This window comes from Candidatus Poriferisodalis sp., assembly GCF_965214215.1.
GTDB lineage: Bacteria > Actinomycetota > Acidimicrobiia > Acidimicrobiales > Poriferisodalaceae > Poriferisodalis.
This window is the reverse complement of the sequence record NZ_CBDCBD010000002.1, coordinates 335,903-349,648: the sequence shown is the minus strand read 5'-3', so window position 1 is coordinate 349,648 and position 13,746 is coordinate 335,903. Positions and strand designations below refer to the sequence as shown.

Below are 13,746 nucleotides of genomic sequence, written 5' to 3'. Positions count from 1 at the left end.
CGCACCTAGCCGCGGGGCTCTCGCGGCAGCCGCAGGATCCGCTCGCCGATGATGTTGCGCAGGATCTGCGTCGTGCCGCCCATGATCGTGTAGGCGGGCGCGTAGGTCACATTGCGCGACACCCGGTTCGACAGCATCGTGTCGGCACCGGCCACCTCGCCCACGAAACGGGAGACGTCCTGCTCGAACTCGGTACACCACGTCTTGGTCACCGCGGAGTACTGCGGGAAAGGAGTCTGGCGCAGCACATTGCGCAGCACCATGTCGCGGCCGATCCGGTAACCAGTCTCGATGCGAGCCATCCGCTGGCGAACGAGCGGATCGGTGGTGTCGGCCCGGTCCTTCATGTCCAGGTACAGCCGCTGGTTCGACGCCAGCCGGTCGATGCCGCCCCGCTCGTGTTCGAGCTGGCGCATCGTCTGGGAGAAGCTGTTGTTGAGTTCGCCCACCAGATTCTCGACCGGCACCTCCACATCGTCGAAGTACACCTCGTTGAAGTGCGCATCGCCGGACGCATCGCGGATCGGTCGAACCTCGATGCCAGGGGCGTCCATCGGCACGATCAGTTCGCTCATGCCCTTGTGCGGCGGCGCGTCGGGGTCGGTCCGGCAGATCAGGTAGCACCAGTTCGCCGCGGCGGCGCCGCTGGTCCAGATCTTCTGGCCGTTCACGATGAACCGGTCGCCGTCGCGCACTGCCGTCGTGCCGATGGCTGCCACATCAGAGCCGGCGTCGGGCTCGGACATGCCGATGCACCAGCGCGACCGGCCCGCACGCATCTCGGGCAGAAACCGGGCCTGCTGTTCTGCGGTGCCGTAGGTCAGCAGCACCGGGCCAATCTGACGATCGGGAAAGAACGAGCTGGCCATCGGCGCACCGCCCAGCAGAAGCTGCTCGGTGACCACGAACCGCTCGACCTCGGGCCGACCGTCGCCGCCGGCCTCGACGGGCCAGCACATCCCGATCCAGCCGCGCGCACCCAGCCGGAGCGTGAACTCCTCCGAGTAGCCGACTAACCAGCTGTCGTCGATGGTGAACAGATCCGCAGTCGCCTCCCGCACCCACTCGGCAGCTTCGTCGGCCAGATCGGTCAGCTCCTGGGGCCAGCGATAGTCCATCGCCGAGACCCTATGGCGCATCGGCCGGGCGTGTTATTTCACCGACCATCGGCGGTCGGCGAGGCTCCACGGGGTCATGGGGGCTGAGTTGTATTCTGCGCGTCCATCCGCTTGCCAATGCGCCCGACGTGAGGATGTGCACATGAAGCGAGCCAGTCACGGCATCTCGGCACGGGCAGTGGCCATCACGCTGGTGGTGACATTGATCTGTCAACTGGCGGTGCCCGTCGCCGCCAGCGAGCACGGCGGCGAGCCGTCGGATCGCGGCGCGCTGATGGAGCTGTACGAAGCGACGAACGGGGACGGTTGGGAGCGCAGCGATCTCTGGGGCTCCGCGGCGCCGCTTGACCAGTGGTATGGCGTCGCGACCGACGGCGACGGCCGGGTGGTGCGCCTCGAATTGACGTCCAACGGGCTGTCGGGCGAGCTGCCTGCCGCAATCGGCCAGCTCACCGGTCTGCAGCGTCTCGATCTTGGCGACAACGACATCTATGGGGAGATTCCTCGGGCCATCGGCGAACTCACCGACCTCCGGGTGCTCGACGTGCAGAACAACCGGCTCTATCGCCAGATCCCCGCCGAAATCGGCAACCTCACCAACTTGACGGTGCTCGACGTCAAACGGAACGCACTGTGGGGCGCGAATCCCGCCGAACTGTGGCAACTCGAGAACCTGCGCGTGCTCGACATGCGAGGCAATCGCTTCTCAGGCGAGTTGCCCCCCGAATTGGGGGAGTTGGCTCAGCTCTCGCGCCTGGCGATCAGTCACAACCGCTTCTGGGGCGAGCTCCCCGCCGAGATCGGTCAGCTCGACAATCTGGAATGGCTCGATGTGAGCTACAACAGCCTGTCGGGCGAGATTCCGGCCGAGATCGGCGAACTCTCCAACCTGCAATGGCTCGACGCCGCCAACAATCAGCTCACCGGCGAGATCCCCTCAGAAATCGGCGACCTCAGTCAGCTCATCGCACTCAACCTGCGAGGCAACCAGCTCACCGGGTCGATCCCGGCGGCGTTGGGAAGCCTCGGCGATCTCGAAGACCTCGACATCAGCGCGAATGGGTTGACCGGGGAGATTCCCGCCGAAATGGGCCAGCTCGCCGAGCTCAGACGGCTGCACCTCAGCCACAACCGCCTCGAAGGGTCGATCCCCCCGGAGTTGGGTGATCTGGACGAACTGCGATACCTGTGGCTGGAAGACAACCAGTTGGCGGGGGAGATTCCCGCCGAAATCGGCCAACTCGCCAAGCTCATAGAACTCCGGCTCGATCAGAACCAGCTCACGGGCGTCATCCCCAGCCAGATCGGCAACCTCAGCAAGCTCCAAGTCCTGCATTTGGCTGACAACCAGCTCACCGGTGCCATCCCCGCTGCCATAGCGAACGCCAAGCGCCTGGCGGAACTGCGACTTGAACGCAACCTGCTCACCGGCCGGATCCCCAGCGGCCTCGGCGGGCTCACGGCGCTGAAACACCTCGACCTCAGCGACAACTCGCTCTACGGGCAGATCCCCTATGCCCTATGGAGTCTCACCGAGCTTCGCCAGCTCCGGCTCGACGACAACGAGCTGTCGGGCCCGTTAAAGACGGCCGTCGCGAACCTCACAAAGCTCACCGAGCTCGATGTGAGCAACAATCGCCTTTCCGGCCCGATACCGGTCACGATCACACGCCTCGCCAACCTGCGCGAACTTCGATTGGCAGGCAATCGGCTGAGCGGTCTCATTCCCTCGCAACTCGGCAAGCTCAGCGCGCTCGAGCACCTGGATCTCAGCGGAAACTCGCTCACCGGGACGCTGCCGACCAGCCTGGCTCGGCTGACGAAGCTCGAGCAACTGGTCCTGCACGACAACCAGCTGTCGGGTGTGATCCCCGCTTGGCTGGGCGACTTGGACCGGCTGATCAACCTCGACCTTTCCAGGAACGCTCTGACCGGCCACATCCCGCCCGCCCTCGGCGACATGGCCAGTCTCGAGCGCATATCGCTCAGCGTCAATCAGCTCGAAGGCCCGCTCCCCGCCGAATTCGGCAATCTGGCGAACCTGCGGATCCTCTTCATCCGCTACAACCGGTTGAGCGGCGAGCTCCCGGTCGAGCTCGGCAATCTCAGCTCGCTTGTGCGGCTCAACCTGTGGCACAACGAGTTCACCGGCCCCATTCCCGCCGAGCTGGGCAACCTGGTCAACCTCACACGGCTCGACCTCGACGACAACGAGTTCACCGGCCCTATTCCCGCCGAGCTGGGCAACCTCGTCGAGCTGACCGAGGCGTGGCTGCGAGGCAACCAGCTGTCCGGCGAGATCCCTGCCGAGCTGGGCAACCTCACCAAGCTGCGGCGCCTCTACCTCGACGGCAACCAGCTGACCGGTGCCATCCCGGCCGAATTCGGCGCGCTCAGCAGCCTGCGGCGACTCTGGCTCCAAGACAACCAGCTGACCGGAGCGATCCCCGCCGAACTCGGTTCGCTTACCGAGCTTGAGCAGATCATGGTTGGCGGCACCAACGAGTTGACCGGCTGTATGCCCGCCGAATGGCGTCAGATCGAGTTCCTAGCCGACGATCTGTCGCAACTGGCCGGCTGCGCAGCCGACGAGTCCGAGGCGTCGAGCGAGATTGTGGACGAACTGCGCCGCAATGCCGAAGACTTCGCCTACGAGATCGGCACCCACGGCGGCGCGCTCACCACATCGACGATCTCCGAGCCGCTCACCCTGAACCTGGCGCTGGCCGATGACGCAGGCACGTCGAACGTGCTGGGCTACCTGTTCGAGGGCCTCACCGAGACCTCGTGGCTGAACGACGAAGTAGAGCCCCTGCTCGCCGAGTCGTGGGAGAGCTCTGATGACGGCCTGCGTTGGGTGTTCCGCCTCCGAGACGATGTGACTTGGCACGACGGAACGCCCTTTACGGCACACGACGTGGAGTTCACCTTCAACCGGGTCATCTACAACGACGACTTCAACGCGCGCGGCCGCGCCTCGTTCGAGTTCCGGCACCTCAATGACGACGGCGATTGGGAAACGTCGAAGATGACAGTCGCAGCGCTCGACGACCACACGGTCGAATTCGTGCTGCCGCGGCCGTTCGCGCCATTCCTCCGTTCGATGGGCACGTCCATCTACCCCAAGCACCTTCTGGAAGAGCCCATCACCGCAGGCACCTTCACCGAGTTCTGGGGTATCGACACCGCCCCATCGGAGATCATCGGAACCGGCCCGTTCACCATCGGCGAATACAGCCCTGGCGAGCGGATTGTTTTCGAGCGCAATCCGGATTACTGGCAGACCGACGCCAAAGGTCAGCAACTCCCGTATTTGGACCAGGTAGTGCGCATCGTGGTGCCCGATTTCGCGTTCGAGCTGCCGCTGTTCCGCGACGGCACCACAGACTTCCACGGAGTGCTCGGCGAAGAATATGCGCTGCTCGAGCCGCTGCAGACAGAGGAAGACTTCGCGTTGCACAGGCGCGGCCCTGGCTTCGGCACGAGTTTCTTGACCTTCAACCAGAATCCGGGAGCTGACGCTGAAGGCGAGCCGTTCGTGGACCCGACCAAACTGCATTGGTTCGGCAACGTCAGCTTCCGTCAGGCCGTGGCCCATACGTTGGACAAGGCGGCCATAATCGACGGTGTCCAGCACGGCCTGGGCTACCCGCAGTGGTCGTCGGTGAGCCCGGCCGCTGGCGACTTCCACAATCCTGACGTGCGTCGCTACCCGTACGACATCGACAAGGCGAACGAGATCCTCGACGGCTTGGGCTGGGTCGACACCGACGATGACGGCATCCGCGAGGACGAACTAGGCAACCCGATCTCGTTCACGCTGGTGACCAATGACAGCAACGCCGTGCGAGAGGCCATTACCGCGATTATTCACGACGGGTTGACCGCGGTGGGTCTCGACGTCACCTATGAGACGATCGATTTCGGAGACTTGGTCTCGCAGCTCACGACCACCTACGACTGGGAGGCGATGTTCATCGGCTTCACAGGGGGGCCTGATCCCTACAGCGGAATCTCGCTGTGGCACAGCTCCGAGTCGCTGCATCTGTGGCACCCGTTCCAGGACGAACCCGCGACTGCGTGGGAAGCCGAAATCGACAGGCTCTACATCGAGGCCAGCCAGGAGTTCGATCACGGCAAGCGAGTTCAGCTCTACCGCGAGGCCCAGGCGATCGCTGCGGAAAATGTGCCGGTGATCTACACGACCCTCGGCGAGCGGCTGGGCGCCGTGCGCAACGTGTTCGGCAACATCACGCCCACGCTGCATGGCTACTGGGACATCCGCTACCTGTACCGAACTGACCTGTAACGGCTTCGTCTATCGGCTCAGCCTCTTAGATCAGCAGGTTCGCCCGCAGCATTTCGAGCGCTGCGGGGTCGAGACCCTGGCCGAGGAGGTATCCCTCGACACCGGTTGCCCTGCTGCCATTCGACAGATGGCCGAAGCGATTGTCGAGTTCTGTCAGCACCGCCGACATCACGCCGCGCGGCGCACTGAGGATGGCCCGCACATCATCGATGGCAATGCCGATCTTTGCGAATTCCGGCGTCAGCTCTTTGATGCGTTGATGCGACCGGAGTTCGTTGGACAGGCAGTAGTCATCCAGCACGGTCTCGCGGTCGACGCCGAGTGCTTCGAGCAGCAGCGCTGACGCGATGCCGCTGCGGTCCTTGCCGGCGGTGCAGTGGAACAGCATCGGCAGATGGTCGAAGTCGGCAGCGATGGCCACGAACTCAGCGAACCGCTCGCCGTAGGTGCCGATCATCTTCAGGTAGAGCTCGGCCATGTCGTCTTCGCTCACCGAGCGCAGTCGACCCTCGAATATCTGGTCCACCATGCTGATGTCGCCGTCGACCGTGTCGCCCACCGGCAGCGAGATGTGCGAGGTCACCCCGGGCCACAGCCGCGAGCGGTCCCGTTCGATTTCGGGCCCGGCCCGGAAGTCCACCACGGTGCGAATGCCGCGGCTTTCGAGTTCGTCGAGATCGTCGGGCGTCAACGCACTCAAACGGCCCGAGCGGAACAGCGCCCCCGTCCGAACGTGACGTCCTCCCGCTGAGGGGTAGCCGCCGAGGTCTCGGCAATTACGAGCGCCTTCGAGGGTGACCACGGCATCTCGACGCACGGGCTCGCAGGCTAACCATCGGGGGGCTACGGTCGCCGCCCATGCGTGCAGTGGTGATCCCTGAATACGGCGGCGTCGAGGTGCTCGAGGTGCGGGACGTTCCCGACCCGGTGCCGGGACCGGAGGAGGTGCTCGTAGAAGTGGCCTGCTCGGCCATGAATCGGGCCGACCTGCTCCAGCGGATGGGCTCATACCCAGCGCCCGGTCCGAAGCCGGAATTCGAGATCCCGGGCATGGAGTTCGCCGGCACGATCGCGGCATTGGGCGAACGAGTCATCGGCTGGTCTGTGGGCGACGAGGTCATGGGAATCGTGTCCAGCGGCGCCAAGGCCGAGCGTGTCGTCACCCATGAACGCATGCTCCAACGCATCCCATCGGGCGTGGGCTTGCGAGACGCAGCAGCCATTCCGGAAGTCTTCATGACCGCTCACGATGCGCTCGTCACCCAGGGCGGGCTGACATCGGGCGGCACAGCGCTCTGCCACGCCGGAGCCTCAGGTGTGGGCACCGCAGCGATCCAGATCGCCAAGGCGCTCGGCGCCCGCATCGCAGTCACCTGCTCGACCTCCAAGGTGGCTGCGTGCACCGATCTCGGTGCCGATCTCGTCGTCGACTACACCCAGACTGATTTTGCCGAAGCGATCAGGGAATGGACCATGCGTCAGGGCGTCGACGTAGTGCTCGATGTGATCGGCGGCGACTACCTGGCCCGCAACATCGCGTCTGTCCGTGTGCAGGGACGCATCATCCAGGTCGGCGTCATGGGAGCGCCCACGGCCACGTTCCCCCTCGGCGCCCTCCTGCCGAAACGAGCGGCGCTCATCGGCACTGTTCTTCGCTCGCGACCCATCGAGCAGAAGATCGACGCCAATCAGCGGTTCTGCGCCGAGCTGCTGCCGCGCTTCGACGACGGCTCATTGCGGCCGGTCATCGACTCGCGATTCGCCCTTGATGACATCGCCGCGGCGCACGAATACATGGCCACTAACGCAAACGTCGGAAAGATCCTGCTCGACGTCAGCTAGCGCCGATCTGCCGGCGCGGCACCCGCCGCGCTGAGCGGCGACTGAACAGCTAGCGGTTCTCGATCGGCACGTAGTCGCGTTCGCCCGGACCAGTGAACTTCTGGCGGGGCCGGTAGATCTTCTGCTCGGGATCGTCGAGCATCTCCACCCAGTGCGCCAGCCATCCCGGCGTCCGCCCGATGGCGAACAATACCGTGAACATGTCCAGCGGGAAGCCCATCGCCTCGTAGATGAGCCCCGAATAGAAATCCACGTTCGGGTACAGCCGGCGGTCCTTGAAGTACGAATCGCTGAGTGCGACCTCTTCGAGCTTCATGGCGATGTCGAGCAGCGGGTTCAGCCCAGTCACCTTGAACACCGCGTCGGCGGTCTCCTTGATGATTTTCGCCCGAGGGTCGTAGTTCTTGTAGACCCGGTGGCCGAAGCCCTGCAGCAGCACGTCACCCGACTTGGCGCGCTCGACGTACTCAGCCACGTTGTCGAAGCTGCCGATCTCGTGCAGCATCCGGATCACCTGCTCGTTCGCACCTCCGTGCAGCGGCCCATACAGCCCGCAGGTCGCCGCCGCCACCGCCGAGTACGGATCGGCCCGGCTCGAGCCGACGGTGCGCATCGTGGTGGTGGAGCAGTTCTGCTCGTGGTCGGCGTGCAGGATGAGAAGCACGTCCAGCGCTCGCGTGAGGACTGGGTCGGGTTCGTAGTCGGGATCGGCCACGCTCCACATCATCCGCAGGAAGTTCGCGGTGTAGCTGAGGTGGTTGACCGGGTATTCGTATGGCAGCCCCATCCGGTTGCGGTAGGTGAACGCCGCCATCGTCGGCATCTTGGCCATCAGACGGATGATCTGCACCAGGCGCGTGTACGGATCGTCGATGTCCTTCGCCTCGGGGTAGAAGGTGGACAGCGCAGCAATCGTGGACACCAGCGTGCCCATCGGGTGGGCGTCATAGCGGAAGCCCTTGATGAATCGCGTGACGTCCTCATGCACGTAGGTGTGGAAGGTGATGTGGTGGACCCACTCGGCGGCCTCGGCCTCGGTGGGCAGCTCGCCGTGGATCAGCAAGTAGGCGACTTCGAGGAAACTGGACTGCTCCGCGAGCTGCTCGATGGGATAGCCGCGGTACCGCAGGATCCCCCTGTCGCCGTCAATCTCAGTGATCTTCGAGTCGCAGTTCGCGGTGGAGAGGTAGGCCGGGTCGTAGAACCACATGCCTCGGTCCAGCTCGCGCAATGCGGCCGCGGAGATTGTGCCGTCGACCACGGGAACGGTCACCGACTCCCCGGTGCGGTTGTCGGTGATCGTGAAGCTGTCCTGCGCCATCAGTCCCCCTCGTTCGCGCCGCAGAATGTACCCAATCGAACGCTGTCGCGCGAGTCCGGCAACCCAGTGGGGACAAATGCGCCCGCTGTGCAGGCGGCAGAACCCTCTGCTCCAGCGATCCAGCAGGCCGCAACGTCGCAGAGCCTCCTGCCGCCTCCGCAGCTATCGGAATTTGGCGATTACAGGGGAGCGTTGTCGTGGCGACGGTGTCGCAGCCGTTCGCGCTTGGTGGCGAGCATGTCGAGCGTGTCGATGAGTTCGCGGCGCGTGTCGGTGGGATCGATGACGCTGTCCACGTAGCCCCGCTCAGCCGCGACGTAGGGATTCAAGTACGTGTCCTCGTAGGTGGAGACATAGTCGGCGAGCTCGCTCTCATCGGCGCCGCGGCGCAGGATCTGGGCTGCCTGCGATGCACCCATGACGGCCAGCTCGGCGCTGGGCCATGCCAGGTACACGTCGTTGCCCATGGTCTTGGAGTCCATGACGATGTAGGCACCGCCGTAGGACTTGCGCAGCACGACGGCGACACGCGGCACGGTGGCGCGTGCATAGGCGAACGCGAGCTGCGCGCCGTGGCGGATCATCCCGCGCCATTCGAGGTCTTTGCCGGGATAGAAGCCGGGCGTGTCCACCAACGTGATGAGCGGCAGGCCGAAGGCATCGCAGAAGTTGACGAAGCGGGCGCCCTTCTGGCTGGCGGCGATGTCGAGCGTGCCTGCGATGCTCATGGGCTGATTCGCGACCACGCCCACGCAGTACCCGCCCAGCGAGGCGAACCCCGTGACGAGGTTCGGCGCCCACTGCGCTCGCAGTTCGGTGAGGGCGCCTTCGTCGACCAATTCGGTGATGATGTCGCGTACGTCATAAGCGCCGGTCGGCACCGACGGCAGCACGTCGCCGGCGCCGGGAGTCTGGCGATCACGCGGATCGCCGGTCTCGAAGATGGGCGGCAGCTCATCGCAGTGCGATGGCAGGTAGCTCAGAATCTCGGTGAGCACCTCTGCCACGCAGTCGGCGGAGGTGACCGCCGACGCCGTTCCTGAGGCGTTGGCATGAATCGGGGCACCGCCCAGCTCATCGGGTCCGATGGCCACCCCGGTCATCTCGCGCACCGGGACCGGGCCGCTCACGAATGCGTAGGCGTCGTCGGACATCACCACAATGTCGGACAGCCCGATCAGCAGTGCGATGCCTGAGATGGCCTGTCCCGTCACGCCGGCCAGGATCGGGACCACTCCAGAGCACCGCACGAGCACCCGCGCGGCTTCCCCCCAGCCATGCAGCGCCGCGACGCCGTAGTGCGCATCGGCCCCGCTGGAGGACAGCATGAGGAGCACCGGCAGACGCTTCGCGAGGGCAGTCTGCAGGCCCGCGACGATGGTCTCGCTGTCGGCTGGCGACAGGGCACCCCGCCGATGGGGACTGTCGGCGGAAATGAGCATGGCCGTCCGGCCGCCGAGGGTGGTGATGCCGGCCGTGACATGGCCGCTTGCCCCGGCGCGCAGCTGCAGGTCCACTGCTGCGAGGCTATGCCTTGATAGGCGCAATAGGGGAGAGTCAGAGATGCCACAGCGGCGTAGGCAGCGCGAGACTCTGCGACGTTGCGACCTGCTGGATCGCGGGAGCAGAGGGTCCCGCCGCCTACGCCGCGGGCACACCTGTGCTTATGCGGCGGTGATGCCGGGGATGCGGCGGGACACGCTCCGCATCACTGTGCGGAGCACGTCGCGGGCCGCCGCTGCGGGGGCAGAGAGCATGCCGCGGCGGCGGATGGCCAGCGCGACTTGGCGGGGCGGCAGGCCCGCGACCTGAAGCACGCTCCAGTCGCCCCGATCGGTCCACACCGGGATCGAGGTGATCGGCACGATCGCCGGGCCGTAGCCCTGGAAGGCGAGGGTGGCAGTGAGCCGGATGCCGTCGAGCTGGGCCATCGTCCGCAGTGTCACGCCATGCCGTGCTGCAGCGGAGTCGATGAGCATGCGCATGACCGAGCCGGGAGGCCCGAGCAGCAGCTTGTGCTGCTCGAGTTCGGCGAAGCTCACTTCACGGTCGCCCAGTGCTGCGAGCGCATGCCCGGTGGGGGCGATGACGACGAATTCTTCGGTGAACAAGGGCGTGGCCACCAACTCTTCGTGGTCGAGCGGGGCGTTCACCACTGCGAGGTCGAGCTCGCCGCCTTCGAGCAGACGGGTCAGCGCCAACGTGGTGGAGTCGACGACCGTGGCGTCGACATCGGGATGCTGCCTGTGCAGTTCGTCCAGGAAAGGCGGCAGCAGCCAACGTCCCGGGGTGCCGATGATGCCGATATGCACGTTTCCGGTCACATGGGAGGTCATCGATGCGACATCGGCCCGCATGGCCGCGATCTCGCCGTTGATGCGCTTGGTGCGAGCCAGCACGACTTCGCCCTCAGGAGTCAGCGACCCCACCGCGCGATCCACGAGCACGGCGCCCAGCTCATCCTCGAGCTTCGCTATATGACTGGACACGTTGGACTGCACCGTGTGCAGCGCGCGCGCCGCTGCGGAGAAGCGACCGTGCGCAGCCACGGCAGCCAGCGCGTCGAGGTATTTCAGGTCCATGCGGTCACGCTAGCGCTCCGCTCTTGTATATCTCCAAAAGAGATGAAAACTATCTGCGCTAACTGCTGGCCCGATAGTGAACTCAGAGGTAGCTTGTTCCTGAGCGGTTACCCCATACCGCTGCACATATCGCACCGCCGCACGGTGTCCCCCCACCCAGGCGGGCGAGTGCCGGATCGGAAGCCCCCGCTCCGACCGGCAGCAGGTCTACAGCGTCCCCCACGCCCAAAGACCTCAGCGAAGAGGCCGGCCCACCCCCCGGGCCGGCTTCCTCGCGTCGTGACCAGCTTCAGAGCGACGCCTTGATGATGTTGAGCGCCGAGCCGGCCTTGAACCATTCCACCTGATCAGCGCTGAAGGTGTGGTTGGCCTCGAACGAGTACGTCTCACCCGACGCAGAGCGCACTTCCACGTTGAGGGGCCGCCCGGGCGCCAGGTCTGCGAGGCCTCGCACCGAGATCCGGTCGTCGATCCCGATGCGGTCGTAATCGGCTGGGTCCGCGAACGTGAGCGGCAGCATGCCCTGCTTTTTCAGGTTGGTCTCGTGGATGCGGGCGAAACTGCGGCACAGCGCGACGAGACCGCCCCGGAAGCGGGGCTCCATGGCGGCGTGCTCTCGGCTCGAGCCCTCGCCCATGTTCTCGTCGCCGATCACCACCCAGTTGACGCCGGCTTCGTGGTATGCCTTCGCGATCTCCGGGTACGGCTGCGTCTCACCCGTCAAATGGTTCTTGCTGTGCCCGACGTCGTAGCCGTCGAACGCATTCACCGCACCCAGGTACAGGTTCCCCGAGATGTTCTCGAGGTGACCGCGGTAGCGGAGCCAAGGGCCGGCCATCGAGATGTGATCGGTGGTGAACTTGCCCTTGGCCTTCACCAGCACCGGGAGGTCTTCGTAGTCGCTGCCGTCCCATGGCTCGAACGGCTCGAGCACCTGCAGGCGGTCCGAGGTCGGCGAGACTCGCACCTCGATGTTGCCCCGATCCACCGGCGGCGCCACGAATCCGCTCTCGCCGGGGTCGAAACCGGCCGGCGGCAGCTCGACGCCGACTGGGGTGGGCAGCGTGACGGGCTCCCCGGAATCGGTATGCAGCACGCCGTCGACCGGGTCGAAGTCGAGCGTTCCGGCCAGCGCGAGCGCCATGACGGTCTCGGGCGAGGTGACGAACGCCAGCGTCGCCGCATCGCCGTCGTTCCGCTTGGGGAAATTGCGGTTGTAGGAGGTGACGATCACGTTCGCCTGACCGGGGACGTAGCTGTCGTCGCCTGAGCGGTCCCACTGGCCGATACAGGGTCCGCAGGCGTTCGCGAGCACCACCGCTCCCAGCGCTTCGAAGTCGGCGAGCAAACCGTCCCGCTCGATGGTGGCACGTACCTGCTCGGAACCGGGAGTCACCAGCAGCTGCGTCCGCGTCCGCAGTCCCTTGGCGGCGGCATCGCGGGCGATGGAGGCGGCGCGGGTGATGTCCTCGTAGCTGGAGTTCGTGCAGCTGCCGATGAGCGCTGCGCTGATCTTTAGCGGCCAGCCCTCGGCCGCCGCCTCCGCACCCAGAGCCGACACCTCGCGGGCGAGGTCGGGCGTGTGGGGACCATTGATGTGGGGGCGCAGCTGAGACAGGTCGATCTCGATGACCCGGTCGTAGTGGGAGGCGGGATCGGCCATCGCCTCGTCGTCAGCCCGCAGGTGCTCGGCGACGGCGTCGGCCGCAGCCGCTACCGCCTCCCGACCGGTGGCTCCCAGGTAGCGGGCCATCGCGGCGTCGTAGCCGAACAGCGATGTGGTGGCACCGATCTCAGCGCCCATGTTGCAGATGGTTCCCTTGCCGGTGGCGCTCAGCGATTCGGCGCCCGGGCCGAAATACTCCACAATCGCACCGGTGCCGCCGGAGACGGTGAGGATTTCCGCCACCTTCAAGATCACGTCTTTGGGCGCACTCCAGCCAGACAGCTCGCCGGTCAGATGAACGCCGATGACCTTCGGCCACCGCACGTTCCAGGGGAAACCCGTCATGACGTCGACGGCGTCGGCGCCACCCACGCCCACCGCCAACATGCCCAAGCCGCCGGCATTGGGTGTGTGGCTGTCGGTGCCGATCATCATGCCGCCGGGGAACGCGTACTGCTCGAGCACGACCTGGTGAATGATGCCGCTGCCCGGCTTCCAGAACCCGGCGCCGTAGCGGGCGCACACGCTCTCGAGAAAGTCGTAGACCTCCTCGTTGTTCTCCGAGGCGGCGAGCAGGTCCCGCTTGCCGTCGACGCGAGCCTGGATGAGATGGTCGCAGTGCGTCGTGGTGGGTACTGCCACCTCGTCGAGCCCCGCGGTCATGAACTGCAGCCACGCCATCTGGGCCGTGGCGTCCTGCATGGCGACACGGTCTGGTGCCAGGTCGACGTAGGAAACGCCGCGTTCGAGTTCCTGGTCGCGACTCGACAGGTGTGCGACCAGGATCTTCTCCGACAGCGTGAGCGCCCGACCCAGTCGTTCGCGCCCGAACGCCACCGCGTCGGAAAGGCTGGCATACACCCCTTCGATCAGCTCGATCGGCGTACTCGCGTGAACTGCCATGGACG

At 65.6% G+C, this 13,746-nt stretch carries 8 protein-coding genes; 2 read left to right on the top strand and 6 right to left on the bottom strand.

Features of this window, described 5'->3' with window-relative positions:
• Nucleotides 1-5: 5 nt before the first annotated feature.
• The gene (locus ACOOF5_RS01815) at nucleotides 6-1,118 is read right to left on the bottom strand and encodes an acyl-CoA dehydrogenase family protein (protein ID WP_420435998.1); all 1,113 of its coding nucleotides are present in this window, start codon (nucleotides 1,116-1,118) and stop codon (nucleotides 6-8) included.
• 142 nt (nucleotides 1,119-1,260) lie between these two features.
• Here ACOOF5_RS01815 and ACOOF5_RS01810 point away from each other — a divergent pair, with 142 nt between their 5' ends.
• On the top strand, nucleotides 1,261-5,427 hold the full coding sequence (locus ACOOF5_RS01810) for a leucine-rich repeat domain-containing protein (RefSeq protein WP_420435996.1): 4,167 nt from the start codon (nucleotides 1,261-1,263) through the stop codon (nucleotides 5,425-5,427).
• A gap of 25 nt (nucleotides 5,428-5,452) precedes the next feature.
• On the opposite strand, the gene ACOOF5_RS01805 is transcribed toward ACOOF5_RS01810, so the two are convergent.
• Nucleotides 5,453-6,244, bottom strand: coding sequence for a tyrosine-protein phosphatase (locus ACOOF5_RS01805; RefSeq protein WP_420435994.1), 792 nt, complete (start codon nucleotides 6,242-6,244; stop codon nucleotides 5,453-5,455).
• 41 nt (nucleotides 6,245-6,285) lie between these two features.
• Here ACOOF5_RS01805 and ACOOF5_RS01800 point away from each other — a divergent pair, with 41 nt between their 5' ends.
• A complete protein-coding gene (locus ACOOF5_RS01800; protein ID WP_420435992.1) occupies nucleotides 6,286-7,269 on the top strand; it encodes an NAD(P)H-quinone oxidoreductase in 984 nt (327 codons plus the stop codon).
• A gap of 49 nt (nucleotides 7,270-7,318) precedes the next feature.
• Here ACOOF5_RS01800 and ACOOF5_RS01795 read toward each other — a convergent pair whose 3' ends face one another.
• From ACOOF5_RS01795 to ACOOF5_RS01780, 4 genes are all read right to left on the bottom strand, one after another.
• The gene (locus ACOOF5_RS01795) at nucleotides 7,319-8,590 is read right to left on the bottom strand and encodes a citrate synthase (RefSeq protein WP_420435990.1); all 1,272 of its coding nucleotides are present in this window, start codon (nucleotides 8,588-8,590) and stop codon (nucleotides 7,319-7,321) included.
• Nucleotides 8,591-8,769: 179 nt separating this feature from the next.
• Entirely contained in the window at nucleotides 8,770-10,107 is a 1,338-nt protein-coding gene (locus ACOOF5_RS01790; protein ID WP_420435988.1) for an acyl-CoA carboxylase subunit beta, read from the bottom strand.
• Between the two features lie 147 nt (nucleotides 10,108-10,254).
• The gene (locus ACOOF5_RS01785) at nucleotides 10,255-11,172 is read right to left on the bottom strand and encodes a LysR family transcriptional regulator (protein ID WP_420435986.1); all 918 of its coding nucleotides are present in this window, start codon (nucleotides 11,170-11,172) and stop codon (nucleotides 10,255-10,257) included.
• A 289-nt stretch (nucleotides 11,173-11,461) separates the two neighbouring features.
• Entirely contained in the window at nucleotides 11,462-13,741 is a 2,280-nt protein-coding gene (locus ACOOF5_RS01780; protein ID WP_420435984.1) for an aconitate hydratase, read from the bottom strand.
• Between the last annotated feature and the right edge of the window lie 5 nt (nucleotides 13,742-13,746).

What these genes read in the sequence shown, in the direction of transcription:
- ACOOF5_RS01815 (WP_420435998.1), bottom strand. Translation starts at nt 1,118, where the DNA reads ATGGACTATCGCTGGCCCCAGGAGCTGACCGATCTGGCCGACGAAGCT.
- ACOOF5_RS01810 (WP_420435996.1), top strand. Translation starts at nt 1,261, where the DNA reads ATGAAGCGAGCCAGTCACGGCATCTCGGCACGGGCAGTGGCCATCACG.
- ACOOF5_RS01800 (WP_420435992.1), top strand. Translation starts at nt 6,286, where the DNA reads ATGCGTGCAGTGGTGATCCCTGAATACGGCGGCGTCGAGGTGCTCGAG.
- ACOOF5_RS01795 (WP_420435990.1), bottom strand. Translation starts at nt 8,590, where the DNA reads ATGGCGCAGGACAGCTTCACGATCACCGACAACCGCACCGGGGAGTCG.
- ACOOF5_RS01785 (WP_420435986.1), bottom strand. Translation starts at nt 11,172, where the DNA reads ATGGACCTGAAATACCTCGACGCGCTGGCTGCCGTGGCTGCGCACGGT.
- ACOOF5_RS01780 (WP_420435984.1), bottom strand. Translation starts at nt 13,741, where the DNA reads ATGGCAGTTCACGCGAGTACGCCGATCGAGCTGATCGAAGGGGTGTAT.